This window comes from Azospira restricta (genome assembly GCF_016858125.1).
Taxonomy (GTDB): Bacteria; Pseudomonadota; Gammaproteobacteria; order Burkholderiales; family Rhodocyclaceae; genus Proximibacter; species Proximibacter restrictus.
Window position 1 is genome coordinate 1,874,869 of the sequence record NZ_CP064781.1, and the last position, 21,237, is coordinate 1,896,105.

Below are 21,237 nucleotides of genomic sequence, written 5' to 3' on the forward strand. Positions count from 1 at the left end.
GGTGGAGCGACGCCTGGCGGATTCATCGTGGCCGGGGCAGAAGCGGGTAATCCCGGAGCAAAGGGCGAACATCGATGTCCGTTCAGGCAGGTAAAGAGGGCGATCCGCAGGACGTCGAGCGCGCTGCACGCGCCGCCTTCGCCGCAGGTCGTTCCGACGAGGCCAAGCGTCTGCTTGTCGCGTACCTGGAGGCCGTTCCCGATGCCTACCAGTTGCGTTGCCTGCTGGGCTATCTCTTCCAGCACGAGGAACGCTACCGGGACGCGGAAGCGTGCTATGAGACCGCGCTGGCGATCGCCCCGCCGTCGCTTCAGCTTTTCCACAATCTGGGCCTGGTCAAGCTCCGTGTCGGCGACGCCGCGGCCGCGCGCGGCTATTTCGCCAAGGCGCTGGCGATCGATGGCGACGCTGTCGACACGCTCGACGAACTGGCCGCGGCCTGCCTGCAACTGGGCGATATCGCTGGCGCACTGGGCTGCTACGAGCGGGTGTTGAAAATCGACCCGCGCCATGTCCGCGCCTATGTCGGCATGGCCGGGGCGTTCTCGGATTCCGGCTGGGAAGCCGACGCCTTGCGCGGCTTCGAGACGGCATTGGGCATCGACCCCGGCAACATCGAGGCGCTCAACGGGCTGGGCATCATGTGTAAGCGCCTCGGCCAGTACGAACGGGCGATGCAGCTGTTCGAGCGGGCGTTGGCGCTCGCTCCGGACGAGCCGGCGCTGCTGCGCAACAAAGCCATGCTGTGCAGCCTGCTCGGCCGGCAGGAGGAGGCCGAGACGATCTTCCGCCGACTGCTGGCGCGCGACCCGCAAGACGCCGACGCGCATTTCAGCCTCGGCTGCACCTATCTGATCACCGGCCGCCTGCCGGAGGGCTGGCGTGAATACGAATACCGATGGCACTCGAAGGAGCGGGGGGTGGCGGTGAAGATGCCGACCTCGGCATTGCCGCGCTGGTCCGGCGAGGTGCTCGCCCGGGCCGGCAGCGGCCTGGTGATCTATGCCGAACAAGGCTTCGGCGACGGCATTCAGTTCGCCCGTTACGTTCCGCTCGTCGCCCGACGTTTCGAGAAGGTGTTGTTGCATACGCGCAAGCCCTTGCTGTCGCTGTTCCAGCGCAGTTTCGCGCCGTATGCCGAGGTGGTCGCCGAGATGCCGGACGAGCGGGGTTATACCCACCACTGTCCGCTGCTTAGCCTGCCTCTGGCCTTTTCCACTTCCCTGGCGACGATTCCCGCTGATTTCCCCTACCTGTCGCCCGATCCGGAGCGGAGCGAACGCTGGCGGCAGCGGCTGGCCGGCGAGCGCCGGCCGAAGGTCGGTATCGCCTGGGCGACCGGCAAGCGCGGGCTGCACAAGCGCAGTTTCGAACTGAGCCCGGAGTTGCTCGATCCGGTCCTGGGGAGGGGCGACATCGCTTGGGTCAGCCTCAACAAGGAAGCGCTCGACGAGCGGCAGCGGGAAATTCTCGGGCGGTATCGGGTGGCCGACTGGAGCGACGAACTGGCCGACTTCGACGACACGGCGGCGCTGATGGGCGCACTTGACCTGGTGATTTCCGTCGACACCGCCGTCGCCCATCTCGCCGGCGCCCTCGACCGCCCGGTGTGGCTGCTCAACCGCTTCGAGAGCGAATGGCGCTGGCTGCTCGAACGCAGCGATTCGCCGTGGTATCGATCGATGCGTATCTTCCGTCAGCGGCGCCCGCGGGAGTGGGGCGAGTTGCTTGACGAGGTCGCCGGCGCCTTGCGCCAATGGATTGCGGAGCGCCGGCCATGATCGCTCCCGCCAAGGCAGCCGAAGCCGGCCGGCTGTTCGCTGCCGGCTTGGAGCATCAGCGCCAGGGGCGCCTTGCCGAAGCGCGCGTCTGCTACGAGCAGGGGCTGCGCCTGTCGCCCGGGCAACCGGACGCGACCTTCCTGCTCGGTCAGCTACTCCACGAAAGCGGCGAGCTGCAACGGGGCGAGGCGTTGATGCGGCAGGCCATCGCCGCCAACCCGAAAGCCGCGAACTACTGGCGCGGATTGGCGATCCAGCTGTTCAACCGGGCATGTTACGACGAGGCCTGTGCTGCCTTCGAGCGTGCGCTGGCCTTGGGCGATGCGCCCGAGATTCGCGCCGAGCTGGCGGCGGCGCTGGCGGCTGCCGGGCGGCCGGCAGAAGCGCTGGCGGCGTGGCGCGACGTCGTTCGGCGACAACCGGAGCATGATGCCGCCTGGCTGGCGATCGGGCGGCTGCATCTGGCGGCCGGGCAGGCGGCCGACGCGCTGGCTGCGGCGGAAACGCTGCTGCGCCTGCTGCCGGACAGTGCGGACGGCTGGCGCCTGCACGCCGAAGCGAACGAACAGCTCGGCCGGGCCGATGTCGCGCTGAACGGCCTTGTCCAGGCAGCGACCTGCGCCCCCGGCGACGCCGACTTGCGCCTGCGACTCGGCCGTGCGCTGCTCGCCGCCGGGATGGGCGATGCCGGCATCGAGCAGCTGGAAGAAGCGTCGCGCCTTGCGCCGCAGGTCGCGGCGACCCATTTCCAGCGCGGCACCGCCTACGCCGCGCTCGGCCGCGCCGAGGCCGCCTGTGCCGCCTATGAGGCGGCGCGCCGGCTCGATCCGGAGGCGCCGGCGATCCTTACCAACCTCGCCAATCAGTATGCTGCGTTGAAGCGCAACGACGCGGCGTACGAGCTCTATGCCCAGGCCCTGCGCGTGGCGCCGGATTTCGCGGCAGCGCACTTCAACCTCGGCATGCTGCTGGTCGACGCGGGGCGTCGCCTTGACGCCGAGGCGGCGCTCGGCCGTGCCTGTGCGCTGGCTCCGGACAACGGGCTGATGGCGGCGCATCTGCTGTTCCAGCGCATGCATCTCTGCCGCTGGCAGGGGCTCGATGCGCTGGCGCAGGTCGTCGCGCGGACGATCGAAGACGACCGCGACGACATTCCCCCGTTCATTGCGCTGTCGATGCCGGGAACATCGCCCGACCTGCAGCGGCGCTGCGCCGAGAACCACAGCCGCCGGCTGATGGCGGCGCCGGCGATGCCGGCGGCGCCTGCGACCGGTGGGCGGCGCGACGGCCGGCTACGGCTCGGCTATCTGTCGTCCGATTTCAAGAGCCATGCCACCGCCTATCTGATGGCCGAGATGCTGGAGGCGCACGACCGCTCCCGCTTCGAGGTGTTCGGCCTTTCCTACGGCGTCGACGACGGCAGCCCGATGCGCGCGCGCATCGTCGCCAGCGTCGAACATTTCGTCGACCTCGCCGGCCTTCCTGCAGCGGACGCGGTCGGCCGGATCGCGGCGCTCGAACTGGATGTCCTGGTCGACCTGAAGGGCTACACCGAGGGCAACCACAGCGAGTGGCTGCAGTACCGGCTGGCACCGGCGCAGATCAACTGGCTCGGCTATCCGGGCACGTTGGCGGCGCCGTGGGTCGATTATCTGATTGCCGATGCCGTCGTCGCGCCGCTGTCCAGCCAGCCGCAGTTCAGCGAGCGCCTGCTGCACCTGCCCGGCTGCTATCAGCCGAACTGTCGTGAGCGTGCATGCTGCGCGCCGCCGTCACGGGCCGACGAGGGTTTGCCCGACGAGGCGCTGGTGCTGTGCTCGTTCAATCAGACCTACAAGATCACGCCGGCCATTTTCGCCTGCTGGCTGGAGGTGTTGCGCCAGGTGCCGCAGGCCGTGCTCTGGCTGTGGGCCTCGAACCCGTGGGCCGAGGAGGAACTGCGGGCGCATGCAGCCGCTGCCGGCATCGCACCGGCACGGCTGATCTTTGCGGAAGGCAAACCGCAGGCGGCGCATCTGGCGCGCCTGCCGCTGGCCGATCTCGCACTCGACACCTTTCCTTGCAACGGCCATACCACCACTTCCGATGCGCTGTGGGCCGGCGTGCCGGTGGTCACGCTGCAGGGGGAAGCGTTTGCCGCGCGCGTAGCGAGCAGCCTGCTGACGGCAGCCGGGCTCGACGAGTTGGTCGCTCGCAGTGAGGCGGACTATGTTGCTACCGTCGTCCGCCTCTGTCGCGATCGGGAGGGTTTGCGTCGGCTGCGGAAGCAAGCCGAGGCGCTGCGCAGCGAATCCGACCTGTTCGACGGTCAGGCCTTTGCACGAAAGCTCGAAGCCTTGCTCGCCGAAATCGGCCGGCCAGCTGACGGTTGAACTGGCGGCTGATCGACGGCGGTGCGCTTACCGCGTAAGTGCGTCCAGCCACAAGCCCAGATGGTCTTCCAGCAGGTAGCTGGCGCGTACCCACGCGCGCAGCGCCTCGCCCTCCTCCGCCAGTGCATCCCGATCGCGGATCTTGCTCCGGATGCAATCGATCCATGCTGCAGCGTCGTTGGCAAGGCGCGTGACCGGTGGGTTGCCGCTGCGGTAGGGGTAGATGTCGGTGCATACCACCGGCCAGCCGAGAATCCCGTATTCGAGCAGGCGCAGGTTGCTCTTTGCCTCGTTGAACGGATGCAAGACCAGAGGTGCGATGGCCAGGTCGAGGTCGAGCGAAGCGAGCTTCGCCGGATAATCGTCGAAGTTGCGGACGAAATCGTGAAACTCGGCGATGTAGGGTTTCGCGCCCTCCGGCAGCATGCCGAAAAAGACCCAGTCGATTTCAGTGTGGGTGGCCTTGACGACATCGAGAACGAAGCGCAGATCGCCTCCGTGTTGCTGGGCACCCGCCCAGCCGACACGCCGCCTGCGGCCATCCCGCCGCTGCGGCCGGAGGTGTTCCCAGCGTCGTCTTTCGAGCATGTTCGGGATGATGCGGATGTCGTCGATCATGTTCCGGCACAGCTCGGCCAGCGGCGCGGTGCTGACGATCAGGCGGTCGCTGGCGGCGAGGCCGAGGCGCAGGCGCTCGCGCATGACCTCCGGCGCCAGCCCCAGGCTGGCCGGATTGTCAGCGGGGATGTCGGTGATCAGGTCGTCGAGCGAATAGACGCGCAGGACGTCGGGGTTGAGCTCCTTGTAGTGCAGGAGGGCGATGCAGCGTGTGTCGTCTACCGGCGCGTGCATCAGCAGCGCGTCCGGCGCGAGCCGGGCGAGTTCGATCGGCGTCGGCGCCCGGTCGTTGCGGCCGCGCCCGGGTTGGCATACCGCAGCGGTGTGCGCCAATGCCGCCTCCGTCAGCGCCCGCAACGGCGCCAGCACTCGGTATTCGGCCTGTCCCGGCGATTCGAGCGGCATCGCCAGCAGGCGCGGCCGCTCGTGGCAAGCCTGGTCCCAGGCGGCAACCAGTTCATCCTCGACCGCCGGCTTCGTCGAGGCGAGGCTGAGGTTGCGGTTCCAGGCCGGGTCGGCGGCAAGTGTCTCCCGCCAGCGCTTGACGAAGCGATAGGTTTCTTCCTGCAGGCGCTTGCCCGCCGCCCGTTTCTTCTCCGCCTGCCGGTGTTCGTCCAGCTGCGACGCCGACCCATGGTGCAGCAGCGTCGCGTAGGGGGTCCACAGCACACGATAGCCCAGGCGGCGAATCTTGAGGCACAGGTCAAGATCGCTGTAATTGACCGGTAGTGCCTCGGCATCGAGTCCGCCGACCTGCCTGTAGAGGCTGGCGCGGACGAGCAGGCAGGCGCCGGTAACCGCCGAGTAGTTCTGCACGGTCTGGGCTCGGTACAGGTAGCCGGGTTGCTCGGGCGACAGTTGGTCGATGAAGGGATGGCCGGCGGCGCCGTCCATTCCGAGTACGACGCCGGCATGCTGGATGCGCCGGCTTGCAGGGTAGAGCAGGCGCGCGCCGACGACGCCGATCTCCGGGCGCTGGGCGTGGCTCATCATTTCATCCAGCCAGTCGTCCTCGATGGCGACGGTGTCGTTGTTGAGCAGGAGCAGGTAGTCGCCCGACGCCTCCGCGGCGGCCAGGTTGTTCATTGCCGAATAGTTGAATTCGGCGCGGTAGTCGAGAATCCTTACGCGCTGCGACTGCGCGTTGCGCAGCCGAGCGTAGTAGGCAGCGATCTCCGGCGCGTCGCTGCCGTTGTCGACGACGATCAGTTCCCAGTCCGGATAGCGTGTTTGCGTGAGCAGGCTGTCGATGCAGGGCTGAAGCAGGTGCAACTGGTTCTTGCTGGGGATGATGATCGAGACTTTGGGCGTCGCCGCGTGACGATGGCGGATACGGCGAAGCGGTGGGGTCGGTCCGTCGAGAATCTCGACCTGTTGCGACTGACGAGCGAAGTGGCGCACCAGTACCCGGCGCGTCGCATCGTCGTTGACGCTTCGATTCGGCGCCAGCGGGGCATGGACGAGAATTTCGTCGAGGTGGCCGATCGCGGTGTCGCCGAAGCGCTCGGTGATACCGAGCGCGATGTCGTAGGTTTCGGCGCCGGATTCCAGTCCGTCGGGACGGGCATCGAGGAGCGCCTTGCGCGCGACGGCGACGTCGCGCAGGTAGTCGAAAGCGTAGAAGTAGTCGCGACTGAAATCAGGCTTGAAGCGCGGCAGGCAGCGTTTGCCGTTCGGGTCAAAGTGGTCGTCGTCAGCGTAGATCAGGCGTTGCTGCGGATTCCGCTCGCAATGGCCGGCGAGCGCGCGCAGGTAATCCGGCGCGAACAGCGTACCTGCCGTGGTGACGATCAGCCAGTCGGCAGGCGATGTCGCGGCCGTCTTCATTAGCGCCCCGGCGCTGCTCGAGAGGTCGCCGAGCGTTTGCCAAGTGAGGTTTTCCGCTTCGCACCAAGCGGGGTTCGGCGGCGCGAAATCGGCCAGAATGGTCAGTCGCCAGCGATCATCGCTTTGTGCGGTGACGGTGTCGATGGTGTTGGCGAGCCCGGCTTCGTCGCCAGCATGTACGATGACCACGAATTCGAAGGTATGCAGGAATTCGCTCGCCGGGCGGGGGGCGGGCGTACGGGTTAGCCATCGCTCGTAGTCCCCTGCGAGGCAGGCATAGGCGGCCAGCCCGGCGCTGTTGCGGCGAATTTCGCCGGCCGAGGCAGGCGTGGCAACGATGCTGGCGAGCAGTTGCCGTGCGGCAGCATCATCCGGGTGGCATGCGAGATAGGCCTGCAGCCGGGCCAGCCCTTCGTCCAGCCGGTAGGCACCGATCAGCAGGATGGCGAGCTTTAGCGTGAGGGGGCCGATGCCGCAGGCTCTTCGGGCCGCCGCCGCGACGTAGGCGAGCGCTGCCCGGTCGTCACCGCGGGCGAGGGCGATGTCGGCCAGAGTGTCGTAGACCTGCCAGCAGGCGGTCCCGCTGTCGGCCAGCGAGAGTAGCTTCGGCAAGGCCTGATCGGCATGTCCGGCGTCGATCTGTGCTCGGCACGCGAGAAAGTCCAGATAGTGCGGGTTCGTCCTGTCGTCGAAGCGCGCTGCAAGTGCGCTTGCGGTTTCGTCCGGGTGCGCTTCGGCGAAGTCGGCGACCAGGTTGTTGTAGGTGTTGATCGCTGCAGCGCGATCTTCAGAGAAGCGCGGGTCGGAGCCCTCTACTTCCGCGATGAGCTGGCGCCAGTCGCACAATCCGGCGAGCACCGCGGCGGCGGGTAGGGCGGCGCGACGGTTGCGGCACGACGACAGCACGGCACCGACGAAGGCCACCGGCCGATCTTCGGCGGCATTGCAGTAGCAGGCGACGTCAGCCAGCGCGGAGAAACGGTGGCCGGTCGTTCGACCGCGATAGGCGCGGTTGCCAGCCTGCCGCAGCCAATCGCCGTCGAGCAGGGCGGCACTCGATTCGCCGACGAGGTTTTCGCAGTGGCAAGCCATCATCCGCCTGAGCGCATTTCCATCAAGCAGTTGCAGCGAACTGGCGAACTGGATCTTCTGTGCGACGCCGAGCATTTTCCCGCGCTCGTCGATCTGCATCGACAGCGCGAACGCCATGCGCGCCTCGGGCGCCTGGCGGATTGCGTCAACCAGGCGGCCGACGCAATCCGGTGCCAGCCGGTCGCCGGTGCGCAAGAATTTGATGTAGCGGCCGCGGGTGGCTGCGGCGAGCGCTGCCAGGTCGTTCGTTTCGCGGATCAGGCGAATTCCGGAACGTGCGGCACAGAGCGTTGCGACTTCGTCGCCGGGGCTGTAATCGAGGACGACGATCTCGATCGTCGGGTAGTCCTGCGCAGCTGCCGAGTCGAGACATTCGCCGAGCCACGCCGGGTCGCCGGCGGGGATTGCGATGGAGACGAGCGGTGGCGGTGAGGCGTCGGTCATCGGTTTCGCGGATGGCGATGGCTGAGGGGGGATCGGCGGAGCGGCACGCGGCCCACGTTTGTCGTCGCCTGCATCGCCATCAACGGTGGACGGCGGCGAGTTGATGGCGCAGCCGAGCGGCTGCTTCGTCGTCTGGGTATCGCCGTAGGTGCTCGGTAAGGACCGTATCGAGTTCGCTCCACTGCTCGGTTGCCATCAAGGCGTTTGCATAGTTGATGCCGAGAACCTGAATCGACGGGTTCAGCGACCATGCGTGCCGGAACAAGTCCGTCGCGCCGGCGTGGTCGCCGGTTTTCCAGGCGTAGGCGCCGAGGTCGTTATAGACCGCCCAATGCCGTGATCCATTCTCGGCGAGGGCGATCAGCTGGGTGATGGCCGTTTCGGTCTCGCCCCGTGCGAGCAGGTCCGCCGCCTCACGGTAGCGCGGTAGGTCCGGGTCCACCTCGGGCTGGGTTTGCCCGCCGGCAGCTGGCTGGTCGACCGCCGCCCAGCCTGCGTAATTGGGCTGGATCGTCCGCAGCAGCCAGGCAGTTCGGTGGGTATGCAGGGGCATCCACTTGATCGTCCCGAAGAACTGTCCCTTCGAGAAGCCGAAACGGTCGAACGACAATCGCATAATACGCAGCGCATGCAGCGAACTGGCGAGCAGCATTTCCCGCAGCACCAGCTGGTTCTGGTTGGGGTGGCAGCGGAACTGGCTCAGCGCGTCGGTCAGATAGACGGTGTCGCCGCGGGTCGCCAGGTTGATCCAGACGGCGACATCGTTCATGCCGTCGATGAGTTGGCCGTCAACAGAACAGTAATCGGGGCGGATGTGCGCGACCTCGGCTTTCCTGAACAGTGCGGTGGTTGGTTCGCCGACGAAGTTTCTCGCCGACGACAGCATCGCCGCACCGAGCGACAGACCTTCGATGATGCCGTCTTGTGGGAGCGGTGCCAGCGTGTCGAAAACGTCCGGCAGCGCGGCGCCGTTCTCGTCGATGCGCTGCCGCTTCGACGTGACCAGCGTTATGTCGTCGCAGGTGCGGAAGCAATCGAGCATGCGTTCGATCGAAGTTGGCGCGAGAACGTCGTCGTCACAAAGCAGCTTGAAGAATTCACCACGGGCCACTTCGAGGCAGCGCGCGAGGTTCTGCCGTGCCAGCCGCTGCGGGTTGCGCAGATAGCGGACGCGCTCGTCGCGGGCGACGAAGGTCTCCGCGATGAGCCGGATACCGTCGTCCGGGCAATCGTCGCAGATGACGATGTCGAGCTTCGGATAGGTCTGGTCGAGCGCGCTCTGCAACGCGGTTGCGAAAAATTCCGGCTTATAGCTGGGGATCGCGATCGTCACCAGCGGCTGGGCATCGGGCGCCAGGCGACGGTCGGGCTTGACGTACTCGAACGACGAACAGGGCAGGGCGGGAAACCGTTCGGCCGACGTAGTGCCGGTGTCGGCAGGCCGCTTGGCGAGCGGCGATAGGCCAACCAGATCGGCCAGTCGGTTCAACTCCTGTTCGTTGTACAGCCACTTTGCCCCGCTCTTGCCGAGCAGCAGATTGAGGCGCTCGCAGCGGTTGTCGGTCCAGTAGATGCCGGCAGCCTCCCAGACCTGAGAGCCGCGGTCGTGGACATAGTCATCGATGGCTGCGTCGAGGTCCGGCGTGACGATCCGCAGCGTCGCCCCGGGGGCCATGATCCTACGGCATTCGTGCAGGAAGTGGGCACCGTCGGCCTGCGGCAGTTTTTCGATCAGCCCTTCGACGACGATCGCGCGGGCGCTGCGGTCGGGCCACGGCAGCTGTGACACAAAGTCGCCCAGCTGTTCTGCAGGCGGCAGCGGGACGTGCGTGACGCCGGGCTGCTCAGGAGCATCTGCGCCGAAATGGAGTTGCAAGTGGCTCATGCGGTTTGTGAGGGTGGTCGTTTTCGCCGGAAGGAATTCGGAGCATCTACAGGTCCGGGATGATAGCCGAGAAGCGCTACCGGCTATGCGCGGCGCAGGAAAAGCGTGTCGCCGCTGACAAAGGCGAGGTCGTAGTTCGGGCTGGCCAGCAACTCGTCGCCGACCCGCTGTGGACCGTCGCCGAAGGCCCAGACGTAATCGTCGAGCAGCAGCCAGCCGCCACGGGCCAGATGCGGGCTCCAAAGCGCGACATCCTGCTGCACATGATCGTAGCGGTGGTTGCCATCGATATGCACCAAACTCAGTTGCCGGGAGAGGGGGATGCTGCCGAGGCCGGGGCTGTCCAGCCGGCCGGCCTGCAAGGCGGCTACGTAGGCCACGTGTGCGGCGGCGGAGGTGGCCCGGATATAGCCGACGTTTTCGAGCATCGCGACCGTCGACAGGAAGATGGCGAAAATCTGCCCGTAGTCGATGTGCGGCTGGTCGGCGTTGAGCAGCGCGGCCTGGCTGCCCTGGTCGGTTACCTTATCGACGTTCCAGGGGTCGATGCAGATTAGGCTGCCAATGCCGTGGCGGCTGGCGAGAAAGCCGAGGGCCAGCGACGAGCGTCCATAAAGGCAGCCGACTTCGACCATGTCGCCATTAGGGAGCAGCCGGGCGATGTCGCAGAGCGCGAGGAGCTTTTTTTCATCGCATTGGCCGGGGGTGCCGAGGAACTGCCGGTGCAGCGCGGCATAGCTGGCCGGGGGCAGCGAGGGGCGGAGCCCGTCACCGCCGATGCGCCGGGCGGCACGGTCGTCTCGCGCGATCGACGTCCATTCCTCGTGGGCGGCAAATAGCTGCCAGGTGGCAGTGAACGGTTCGGGCTGGCACAGCCGGAAGCGTCCGCGCCAGGAATCTTGCTGCAGCAAGGTGTCGAGGTGCCGCCAGACGCCCTGGTGGGGAGCGAACACGACTGTGATGCCATGGTCGTTGATTGCGCAGCGAAGGGCGTCGTTGAAAGCCGGGTCGGTCACGAAGGGCAGGCGGATGAAATCCTCGACGGCTCGCCCGCCAGGGCCGGCCATTGCCGAACTGGCGCCGATGACCTCGATCCCGAGCGCGGTCGCGATGCGGATCACCGGTTCGGCTTCGTCCAGGTCGAGGGGGAAAATCAGCAGGCGGTCGGCGGTCATGGCAGTGTCGGGTCAGAGGATCAACTGGCGGACGAGGCGTTCCGGCGGCAGGCCGAGGGCCAGAAAATTACGGTAGATGGCAGGGTAACCCTGGGCGGCGGCAATGATGATTGGCTCGTCAGTGGCTTGCAGGGTTTCCGGCGATTTCACCGGGCGGCCGAAATAGGTGCTTCCGATCTTGGCAGCGGTCTGGTCTACGAAGAATGCTACCGAGGTCCGCTTGAAGAACGAGGCGTGCTCCAGCAGCTGGCGGGACTGCCAGCCGGCCCCCCAGATCACTACCGTCGGATAGTCGGCGGGATCGGCCAGCGTATCGGCTAGGCCGAGGGCGGCCAGGCGGCTGCGTAGCGCGACTTCATGGTCGGCCAGGATGTCGCTCAGGCGATAGCGCAGCAGGTCGTCGAAAAAAATCACCTGGACGCCGGCACGGCTCAGCAGGCCGTAGAGAACGATCATCGAGAGCGCGCCTGTCGGCGAGACCGCTTCTTCCTTGAAGTCCGAACTGATCTGGAAATTGCAGGCAGTAAGACGGTGGTCCGCGATCAGGTCGGCGAAGTCCCGGATCTCGTCCAAGCTATGGTTCTGCGCGGTGAAAATGTATTTGACGGTGACCCGCTCCGAGGATGCCGCGGCATACCTGGCCAGCGTGGCGAGGACGTTGCGCAGCTTGGCTTTGCCTCGCACTCGCGCGAACGTGTCGGCAGTGCCGGCGTCGATGCTGGTGGTGACGGTCGCCGAGCCGGTGGCAAGAAGCTTTTCTACCGTTTTCGAGTGCTTGACAGCGTTGGTGAGTACCCGTTGGGCGGCGTTCGGCAGCCGTTCGACGAGCTTTTCGATGAGCGGGGCGAAGTTCTTGTCGACGACCGGTTCGCCGCCGCCCCAGACCACCGTGTGGCAAGCGTCCAGCGCGCCAGCAGCCAGCAATTCGTCCACTAGGGCTTCCACGTCGTATTGCGGAGGGCTGCCGCCATAATAGGTGTCGCTGCAATATGTGCACTTCAGGTTGCAAACCGAGTGGTACTCCATCGAAAGGTAGCGGATATCGAGGCGCTCGATCGCTCCCCAGTCCTTGAACTCCATGAACGGACAGCCGTCGCACGGGGTTTCGTCGCCGCGGTTGATCCGGGCATGGAGGTCGCGCTTCGCGGCCAGGATCGAGTCGGCGCCGATAATCTCGGACGGAGTGTCGAGTAGCACTACGTCGCCGCGCATTTTTCCTTCCACGAAAAACCGCTTGCAGCAGGTGCGCACTTGGTTTGGCGCGAGGAAGGCCGAATGGTGCAGGTCGGTGCAGCTCCAGGTCTTGGCGGCCGTTTCTCGGACGAAGCGGGTCAGCTGTTCGGCGGCGGCGGTGTCGTCCACCTGCGGGTTGCCGAACAGCGCGAGAAAGCGCTCGGCGAGCTGCTCGTATTGGCTCGCGGCGCGTGCCCCCGCCCAGCGCGGCGGTGCCGGCAGCGCCGCCAGTCCCGAGAACAGGGGCCGGTAGAGGGAGGCCGCGGCGCTTGGCGAGACAGCGCGACGGGCGATTTCGCGGAGGCGGGTGGCGATGACGCCGGTGAGCCCTCGTTGCCAGTCCGGTCGCAACGCATCCCATTCCTCGGGGGCAGTGGCGGAGAGGAAACCGGCGATATCGGCCCATGCGCCCAGGAAGCCCTCGATGTGGCGGAGCGAGATGGTGTTGACGATCGAGCCGGGGCGCTCGCTTTTCAGGTAGAGGATCTGATCCAGATAAGCGATGCGCTCGGCCGATTGGTAGGCCTTGAAGATGAAGGCCACGTCCTCATGGTAGCCGTCGGCAAAGCGCAGGCCGTGGGTGACCACCAACTCTCGGCGCAGGGCAGTGTAGATCACCGAGCCGTCCATCTGCAGGCGCAGGTAGCGGCGCAGCAGGTCTTGCCGCGCGCCAGTCAGGGGCGCCTGGTCGCGGCGTCGTCCCGTCGTCAGCGGCATGCCGGCTGGCGTGGCGAAGCACCAGTCGAAGCCGATGGCCTGCGGCTGGTTGTCTGCAGCGAAGCCGTCCAGGTAGGCGGCCAGACGGCACAGGGCTCCCGGTGCCAGTCGGTCGTCGCTGTCGAGGAAGAGTAGCCATTCTCCGCGCGCCAGCGCGATGCCTTCGTTGCGGGCCGCACCGGGGCCGGTGTTGGCGGAGGTTGCTGCGGCGTGCAAGCCCGCATGTTCGGCGGCCAGTTCGGAGATACGGGCGGCGGTGTCGTCGGTCGAGCCGTCGTCGACGGCGATCACCTCGACGTCCCCATCGCCTAGGCCGTCCTGGGTGAGCACGCTGCGTATGCTCGCGGCTATGGTGTCGGCGGCGTTGTAGGCCGGGATGATGACCGTAAAGCGCGGCTTCATGGCAATTCAGGCGGCCTGCTTGGTCGCAATGAGGCGCACCAGACCTCCGACGCTGCGAATCTCGGCGCCGCCGATGTCGGCTTCAACGAAGCGGACGCGAAATTGCTCCTCGACACGGAAGATGAACTTGATGAAGCCGATCGAATCGATGTGGCCGTTGTCCAGATAGCGATAGTCGTCGACGGCGATGCCGTCGGGAATGGCCCCTTTCTCGAGGAGCAGTTTGACGATGAATTCGCGGATGTCGTCGTTCATTGTGGTGGAATTTGGAGAGCCTGGACTTATGCTGTTCATACCGGTTGCCAGGACTTTTCGGCGGACGAGCGGGCTACGGCTTCGAGCAGACGCAATCCTTCTTCCGACTGGCCGGCGCCGTAAACCAGCTGGTTCGGCATCGGTTGCCCGGTCTGATGGTGGCGCAGATGCTCGGCAATGTCGGCGTAGAGGTTGGCGAAGGCTTCGATGAAACCGGATGGGTGGCCGGCCTTGAACCGGTTGTAGCGCGGCAGCCGGGCGACGCAGGCGTCGCCGGTGCCGCGGTCGATCAGTTGACGCCGGCCGTCGGCGTCGCACAGCAGCAGGTCTTCCGGTTCCATCTGGAACCACTCGGCGCTGGCGAGGCTGCCGAAAACCCGGATGCGCAGGCCGTTGCGGTAGCCCAGCGCGGTTTTCCCGTACCAGGCCTGAATGCGCAAGTCGTCTTCGTAGCGGATGAGGCAGTAGACGTTGTCGATGATATTGCTGAAGTGTCCGTAGGAGCTCTGGTCGCCGACCGCTTCGAGTGGCTTTTTCCCGCCGGTCAGGAAGTGCACCAGATGGTGAACGTGGACGCCGAGGTCGAGCGATACGGTCGGCACCATCTGGTCCTGAAGGCGCCAGGCCTGGGGAGTGGAGGCGGTGCGCAGGAATCCTTCCTGCGGCATCTCGATGTGAATCTGGTGGAGTCGGCCCAGTTCGCCGGCGGCGATCATCCGCCGCAGCTCGCGGACCATCGGATACCCCGAATAGTTGTAGGTTACGGCCAGAAAGCCGCGGTTGCGTTGTGCCGCCTCGCCGATGACGCGGCAGTCGGCGCTTGATACCGCCAGTGCCTTCTCGCAAATGACCGGCATTCCTGCATCGAGTGCAGCGATGACGATGTCGCGATGGTTCGGGGTCGGCGTCAGCACGACGACGGCATCGATCTGTTCCCGCTCCCGGTCAAGCAACTCCTCCCAGCTGCCGTGGGCGCGCTCGGGTGCGATTCCGTAGGCGGCGGCGGTCGCCCGGTTGCTGTCGCAGTGGCGGCTGAAACAGCCGCAATCGACGCGAAAATGCCCGTCGAGACGACTGGAGTTGAAATGCGTGTAGCCGACCGCCGAATTCAGCGCGCCGCCGATGAAGCCGAGACGAAGGGGGGTAGAGGAGGTCATGGCGGTTTATCCAGCCTGACGGCGAGGGGAATAGGTGTTGCGCAGCGTCAGCTTGTCGAGCTTGCCCATGGCATTCTTCGGCAGTGCAGGTAGTGTGATGAACCGGCGCGGTTGCTGGTAATCGCCCAGGTGCTGCATGCACAAGCGCTGCAGGTCGCGCAGCGCGGGCGGTTGTTCGCCATCCTTGAAGGCGACGACGACGCCGACGACTTCTCCGAGGCCGTCATCGGCCAGCGGGATCGCGGCGCATTCCTCGACCGCTGGGTGGCGCATGACGACGTCCTCGATGTCCTTCGGGTAGACGTTGACGCCGCCGGTGATGATGATGTCCTTGATGCGGCCGAGAAAGTAGAGAAAGCCATCGGCGTCCATCCGGCCCAGGTCGCCGGTCCGAAAGTGACCGTGCCATTGCGCTGCAGCCGTCGTCTCCGGCTGCCGGTAGTAACCGCTGTAGCGCATCGGCGTGTGGCAGACGATCTCGCCGGCGCAACCCGTCGGCGCTAGCTGCCCGTCCTCGCCGAGGATCGCGACGACCACTCCGGGGATCGCCCGGCCGACGGATCCAAGTTTTTCCCTCGCCGCAGCCGGCGAGAGGTTGGTGGCGATGGCGATTTCCGAAGCGCCGTAGCATTCGTGGAAGTCGCAGTCGAGTTGGTCGATCAACCTGGCCTTGGTCTCGTCGTCGAGCAGCGCCGATGACGAGACGAGGCAGCGCAGCGAGCGCAGCCGGTCGGCAAGGCGGTCGCCTTGCGCCAGGATGGCTTTCAGCTGCGAGGAGACGGCAATCGAGAAAGTCACGCCGTGCCGGTGCACAGCCTCGATCCAGGCGGTCGGCGTGAAATGTCCGAGGACGACGCTGGTGCCGCCCGTCAGCAGCGGCATCAGTACCAGCCGTTGGGCCAACGAATGGTAGAGCGGTGTCGCGGCAAGCGTGACATCGCCGGCCGTGACGCCGTAGAGCTGGCCGGCGGCTTCGGCCCGCAGCACCTTAGTCGCTTGGCTGAGGACGATCGGCTTCGGTTGCCCCGTCGAACCGGAGGTCAGGATCAGCAGGTACGGATGCTCGGCCGGCAGCAGAGGCGCGACGGCGACCTCTCGTGCCGGCTCGTCGAGCAGCGCATCGTAGGATGTCCAGCCGTCGGCGGCGGCGCCGACGACGATCTTTACACCTGCGCGGCGCCGGCCGTCGAGTTGGCCGGCGAGTCCGTGCCAGGCTATCAGGTGGCGGACATCAGCGGCATCGAAGGTGCTGTCGATGGCCTCGGCGCTCAGGCCGGGGCTCTGCGGCACGAGCACCAGCCCAAGGCGGGCCGCGGCGAGCAGCGTGACGACGAACGGGGCGCAGTTGGGCAGGACGAGGCCGACGTGTTCGCCAGCGGCGAGGCCGGCGGCAGCGAGGCCGCGGCTCAGCGCATCGACGTCGCGTGCCAGCTCGGCATAGTTGAAACGGCGGTCGTCGATGAGCAGTGCCGTCTTCTGCGGAAACTGGGCGGCGGCCTCGCGGAATCTGGCGTCGATCGGGGAAGGGGCGGCGGCGGTCGGCATGCTCGGCACGGGCTACGTCTGTTTGCGGGAGATGAACTTCAGGAAATCGGCGCTGGGGAGAGGGAAGCGCTCGCCGTTCGCCGAAATATACACTTCCTCTGCCGTCGTGTTGCGCGAGACCAGTGTATTCGCGCCGACGTAGCAGCGCGCGCCGATATCGATGTTGTCGCCGATCGTCGCGTTCATGCCGAAAAAGCAACCGTTGCCGATGCGTGTCTCGCCACCGATCGAAACGCCGGAATTGATCCAGCAGTTGTCGCCGATCGCACAGCCGTGGCCGATCGATGCGTTGCTGCTGATGAAGTTGCTGTTGCCGAGCCGGGTGCCGGGGTGGATGGCGAGATGGTCGAGGATCACGTTGTTGACGCCCATCGCCACGCTCGGATGGCGGACAACCGACGCGTGCACATAGTTCGTGAAACGGTAGCCCTTGGTACGCCCCTCTTCGAATTTTCGGGCACGCAGCTCATTCATGTCGAGATAGCCGACCGCGGTGATCATCAAGTGTTCGGCCGGAGGGAAGACAGTCTCGACCTCCTCGAACGGCACGACCGGCAAGCCGTTGATCTCGGCGGCAGCGAGGACTGCGCGATCAACGGTAAAGCCGACGACGTCGAACTGCTGCCGCGCGAAGTCGAGGAACATTCGCGCCATTTGTCCGTTGCCGTAGATGATGAGCTTGCGGGCGCTCATGACCTTCCGCCGTGCCTGGCGATCAACTCGCCGATCAGTGTCTGCGTGGCTTCGTCGATTCCCGGGAAGATCGGCAGGCATAACACCCGCGAGGCAATGTCTGCGGCGACCGGGAAGCGCTCCTTCCTGTCGTCGGCCGCCTTGTACATGCGGAAGTTGCTGATCAGCGGGTAGAAATAGCGCCGCGCGAAAATGCTGTGCTGGCGCAGCTCGGTGAATAGCTGGTCGCGCGAGATGCCATAGTCCCTGCCGATCAGGATCGGAAAGTACGAATAGTTGTGGTGGCGGACGCCGGCCGGCGGCATCGGGCAATGTACGCCGCGCACGCCGGCCAGGAGGCGCCGGTAGGTTTGGTCGGCGGCGCGCCGTTGTTCGATGGCGGTATCGATATGCTTCAACTGGGCGAGCCCCATGGCCGCCTGGACTTCGTTCATTTTTCCGTTGATTCCGAGTTCGGTCACCGATATTTCGTTCAGAAAACCGAAATTCTTTAGGTTGTCTATGCGGCGCTTGATCTCGGCATTAGGGCTGATTATTGCGCCACCTTCGAAAGTCGTGAAAACCTTCGTTGCGTGAAAGCTGACGACCGACAGGTTGCCGTGGCGGAGCAGGCTGCCGCCTTCGTCGCGGACGCCGAAGGCATGGGCGGCATCGAAAATGACGCGCAGGTTGTGCCGGTCGGCGATGGCGCGGATTTTCCGGACATCGCAGGGGTAGCCGTATACGTGAACAGGAAGGATCGCCGTCGTGCGTTCGGTGATCGCTGCCTCGATCTTCTCCGGTGCGATGCCCATCGTTTGCCGGTCGATGTCGACGAATACCGGGGTGATGTCGTTCCACAGCAGGGAATGCGCCGTGGCGACGAAGCTGTACGGGGTTGTGATCACCTCGCCGGTAATATGCAGGGCCTTCAGCGCGGTGAGCAGTGCCAGCGTGCCGTTGGCGAACAGCGAGACGTACTTGACTCCGAGATACTCTCCCAGAGCGCGTTCAAACTGCTCGTGAAAGGGGCCGCCGTTGGTCAGTTGCCGGGTGGCCCAGATTTGCTCGAGGTACGGGAGGAACTCTTCGAGCGGCGGTAGATACGGCCGGGTCACATAGATCGGTGAGTTCGGCTTGTCGGACATGGTTTTTCCTTCAACTAACACCGCCCAGGGAAACGACTCCGCAGGGCGTCGCCAGCGGCAGCCGGTCCGGCCATTTGGCGGCGATCGCATTGCCGCTGCGGCGATAGGCGTCGGGGAGTGCACTGCCCTGCTTCGAATTATGGAAGCAGGGTGCATCGATGACGACCGCCGGCAAACCGTGCTGCCCGGCAGTCAGGCAGGCGTCGGTCGCGTAAAGATGGAAACCCAGCACCGGGTCGAAGCGTACCGGCGAATGGCGCGGCACGACCAGCAGCAGCTCGTCCAGGCTGCCGACGCGGGCCGGCAGCGGCGCCCCTTCGTCGAGCAGGAATTCGCGGTCGGCGACGCGGCCGAAGCGGGTGATGCCATGCTCGCTGCCGAGTACGCCGTAGACGCCGAGGATGCCGATCTCGCCGCCGAACGCAGCACGCGCAGCCTCATACTGCTGCCACAGTCGGGCGATCCACCAGCGCGGCAGGTAGACGTCCTGGTGCGCCAGGACGACCAGTCCGTGGTCGGCACTGTCGATGACGGCATTGAGCCCCTCAGCCGCGTTTGTCGCGCCCTCGACGCGCAGCACCTGATGCGCGTCGCCGGCGAGGCAGGGGGACGCGAGAAGATTGTCGGCGAGGATGTCGGCGTCGTTGGTGCAGACACCGACGGTTACCGGCGGGTAGGGGGCTGTGTCCGGCGGCAACCCGGCGATCGGCGTTGCCTCGATGAAGAACTCGCGGGCAGCGGTGCGCGCCGCGAACGTCGGGCCGTCCAGCCGAAGCCTTGCTGCCAGCGGTCCGGCAGCGTCGAGCCAGCCCGGCGGCGGCGGTTGCGTGCGCCGGTCCTTGATGTGCGGCAGGAAGCCGGCGTCGAGCAGCAGCTTGATCGCGTTGGCGAAGCCCATGCTCCGAGCCGGCGGTACCCCGCCGGCGTTGGATGCCTGCAGGTCGCCGCAGAGCAGCGCATCGAGGTGGCGCCAGTGCTGGCCGTTGGCGACCACGGCGATCAGCCGGCCGTCGGGCTTGAGCAGCGTCCGCAGCGTTGCCAGCGCGGCGAGCGGCTCGCGCAGACCGGCTAGCTTGTCGCCGATGACGACGCAGTCGAACGAGGCCGGCGCCAGGTCCGGCAGATCGGTCGTGATGTCGCAGGCCAAAACCCGGTCGAGCCGTCCGCCGGCCTCGCCGGCCTCCCGAGCATCGGCGCAAAGGCCGACAATCGTGCGCGCCGGCTGCACGTGTTTCAGTACCTCGCCGAGGTGGCCGCGGCGGCAATCGGCGTCGAGTACCGCGAGCGCCCGTTCGGGGACGGCCTGCGCGAGGCGCAGGTCGGCCTCGTGGTAGAACTCCGCGACGAATTCGGCGGGATCGGTCATGCCGGCGCGTCGTCCCAAGGCCGGCGGATGGTGACCGACGCCCGCTGCACCTCGGATTCGAGCAGATAACGCTTGCGCAGGATGACGCTCATCGAATCAACAGCCCGCGGCGTGCGCAGGATTTCGTCAAGCGGCTTGCCGGCTTGCTGCAGCGATTCACCGAGCGGGCTCAGTACAAACTCCGTCGATAGCCGGTCGAAGCGGGCTTCGCTCCAGCCGAGGTACCAATACCAGTCGGTGTAGTAAAGCCAGCTGTTTTCGTTGAATGCGCGCAGATGTGTCGGGTCCTGCCAGGCGCCGAGCGACAGGTCGTACGGAACGACGATATGGAAGGTCCCGCCCGCCTTGAGCAGCATCAGGCAGTTGCTCATCGCCGTCACCAAGTCCGGGATGTGTTCGAGTACATCGTTGGCGAAGATCGCATCGAACATTTCCGGCTCGAGGTCGATGCGGCCGAAGCGGATCGTTTCCAGCATGGCGCCGGCCGGAATCGGTCGGCCGATGTCGAGCAGTGCGTCCGGGCGGAATATCTCGCTGATATCGACGTTGAGGCAGTTGTCACGCCAGTCCTTGCCGCTGCCAAGGTTGAGCAGCGGTGGGGTAATCGCCGGCGAACTCGGTCGGGCGATGCCGAGTGCCTGCGCGAGAATGTCCCGTTCGCGGCGCCGGGAAAAGACCTCATAGCCGCGTCGAGCCAGGTTCGCGCGCTGCCTCGCGTCGTCGACCAGTTCGACGCAGGCGTCGACCAGCCGTTCGTAGGGCACCGCACGAACGGCTTCACGCATGTCGTCGTCGATGTGGGTTGAATCCCCGCATTCCGCGACGACGGCTTTTTCGTTAGCCAGCAGGTAGGAGACGCGGACGACTTCGAAGACGCTCGCGTCGTAGTAATGGAGGTTGAGTACGACCTTGGCGCGGGCGATGTATCGGTCGCGCGGCTCGCGATAGACCCCGGAAAGGAATTCGATTCGCAGTCCGCGCTCGATCAGGCCTTCCAGAATCTTCTGTCGTCGCTCGTTGATGCACCCGTAGAAAAGGACATCGATATCTTCCTCTTCCCTTGGTATGCGCGTGAGTTGCGGAACGTAGCCGACGGGGACGAAGGTGCCGCTGGTGACGCCCAGGGATATCAGTTTCGCCAGGTTCCGCCGGCTGTAGTCCCATACCGGGCGGGATTTCAGCAGTTCAACGTAGGGTTTGCCGAGCCAGGTCGATCCTTCGTCGATCTGTTCCGAGTTGTAGATGATGACGTTGTCCGGGAGTGCGGCCATCTCGCGCTCGCCGAGCAGATGGGCGCCGAGGATGATGTTGCCGCCGCTCGCTGAGCATTCGTTAAGCGCCAAGTCCACCTCGATGCCCAGCGCGTGGAGTCCGTAGAGCAAGGTTTCGGCGAGTTCGGCAAGCGCGCCCGAATGCTCATAGGCGGGCGGCTGGATGAGAACGATGCGCCAGTGGCGCGTGGCTGGAGTCGGGAGCATGGCGAAAATCGAGCGTATCACTGACGATAGCATAACCCGCGCCGCCGCTCGCCGGTTATCTGCGATGCGG

13 protein-coding genes are annotated in these 21,237 nt (G+C 65.8%); 2 read left to right on the forward strand and 11 right to left on the reverse strand.

The genetic code is table 11. The features are described 5' to 3' along the window. Window positions 1–74 precede the first annotated feature (74 nt). Both IWH25_RS09240 and IWH25_RS09245 read left to right on the forward strand, forming a co-directional pair. Window positions 75–1,781, forward strand: a complete 1,707-nt coding sequence (locus IWH25_RS09240; RefSeq protein ID WP_203389016.1) for a tetratricopeptide repeat protein — start codon at window positions 75–77, stop codon at window positions 1,779–1,781. Beyond that, window positions 1,778–4,153 carry a tetratricopeptide repeat protein gene (locus tag IWH25_RS09245; RefSeq protein WP_203389017.1) on the forward strand — a complete coding sequence of 792 codons (2,376 nt, stop codon included), beginning with the start codon at window positions 1,778–1,780 and terminating at the stop codon, window positions 4,151–4,153. Before IWH25_RS09240 ends, IWH25_RS09245 begins: the two co-directional genes overlap by 4 nt. Window positions 4,154–4,180: 27 nt before the next feature. Here the strand turns inward: IWH25_RS09245 and IWH25_RS09250 are convergent, their stop codons facing one another. From IWH25_RS09250 to IWH25_RS09300, 11 genes are all read right to left on the reverse strand, one after another. Then, window positions 4,181–8,134, reverse strand: coding sequence for a glycosyltransferase (locus IWH25_RS09250; protein ID WP_203389018.1), 3,954 nt, complete (start codon window positions 8,132–8,134; stop codon window positions 4,181–4,183). A gap of 79 nt (window positions 8,135–8,213) precedes the next feature. After that, a complete protein-coding gene (locus IWH25_RS09255; RefSeq protein WP_203389019.1) occupies window positions 8,214–10,019 on the reverse strand; it encodes a glycosyltransferase in 1,806 nt (601 codons plus the stop codon). An 83-nt stretch (window positions 10,020–10,102) separates the two neighbouring features. Further along, window positions 10,103–11,194: a class I SAM-dependent methyltransferase gene (locus IWH25_RS09260; RefSeq protein ID WP_203389020.1), complete on the reverse strand. Its 1,092-nt coding sequence runs from the start codon at window positions 11,192–11,194 to the stop codon at window positions 10,103–10,105. Between the two features lie 12 nt (window positions 11,195–11,206). Further along, complete coding sequence (locus tag IWH25_RS09265; protein ID WP_203389021.1) at window positions 11,207–13,546, reverse strand: glycosyltransferase; 2,340 nt, start codon at window positions 13,544–13,546, stop codon at window positions 11,207–11,209. Between the two features lie 6 nt (window positions 13,547–13,552). Continuing rightward, window positions 13,553–13,801, reverse strand: a complete 249-nt coding sequence (locus IWH25_RS09270; protein ID WP_203389022.1) for an acyl carrier protein — start codon at window positions 13,799–13,801, stop codon at window positions 13,553–13,555. A 35-nt stretch (window positions 13,802–13,836) separates the two neighbouring features. Then, on the reverse strand, window positions 13,837–14,958 hold the full coding sequence (locus IWH25_RS09275; protein WP_203389023.1) for a Gfo/Idh/MocA family protein: 1,122 nt from the start codon (window positions 14,956–14,958) through the stop codon (window positions 13,837–13,839). A gap of 6 nt (window positions 14,959–14,964) precedes the next feature. Then, window positions 14,965–16,503, reverse strand: a complete 1,539-nt coding sequence (locus IWH25_RS09280) for a class I adenylate-forming enzyme family protein (RefSeq protein WP_203389024.1) — start codon at window positions 16,501–16,503, stop codon at window positions 14,965–14,967. A gap of 12 nt (window positions 16,504–16,515) precedes the next feature. Further along, on the reverse strand, window positions 16,516–17,196 hold the full coding sequence (locus IWH25_RS09285; RefSeq protein WP_203389025.1) for a DapH/DapD/GlmU-related protein: 681 nt from the start codon (window positions 17,194–17,196) through the stop codon (window positions 16,516–16,518). After that, the gene (locus tag IWH25_RS09290) at window positions 17,193–18,323 is read right to left on the reverse strand and encodes a DegT/DnrJ/EryC1/StrS family aminotransferase (protein ID WP_203389026.1); all 1,131 of its coding nucleotides are present in this window, start codon (window positions 18,321–18,323) and stop codon (window positions 17,193–17,195) included. The genes IWH25_RS09285 and IWH25_RS09290 overlap by 4 nt, the downstream gene beginning before the upstream one ends. Window positions 18,324–18,333: 10 nt before the next feature. Next, window positions 18,334–19,689 carry a methyltransferase domain-containing protein gene (locus IWH25_RS09295; RefSeq protein ID WP_203389027.1) on the reverse strand — a complete coding sequence of 452 codons (1,356 nt, stop codon included), beginning with the start codon at window positions 19,687–19,689 and terminating at the stop codon, window positions 18,334–18,336. Beyond that, window positions 19,686–21,167: a methyltransferase domain-containing protein gene (locus IWH25_RS09300; RefSeq protein WP_203389028.1), complete on the reverse strand. Its 1,482-nt coding sequence runs from the start codon at window positions 21,165–21,167 to the stop codon at window positions 19,686–19,688. The genes IWH25_RS09295 and IWH25_RS09300 overlap by 4 nt, the downstream gene beginning before the upstream one ends. Window positions 21,168–21,237 lie beyond the last annotated feature (70 nt).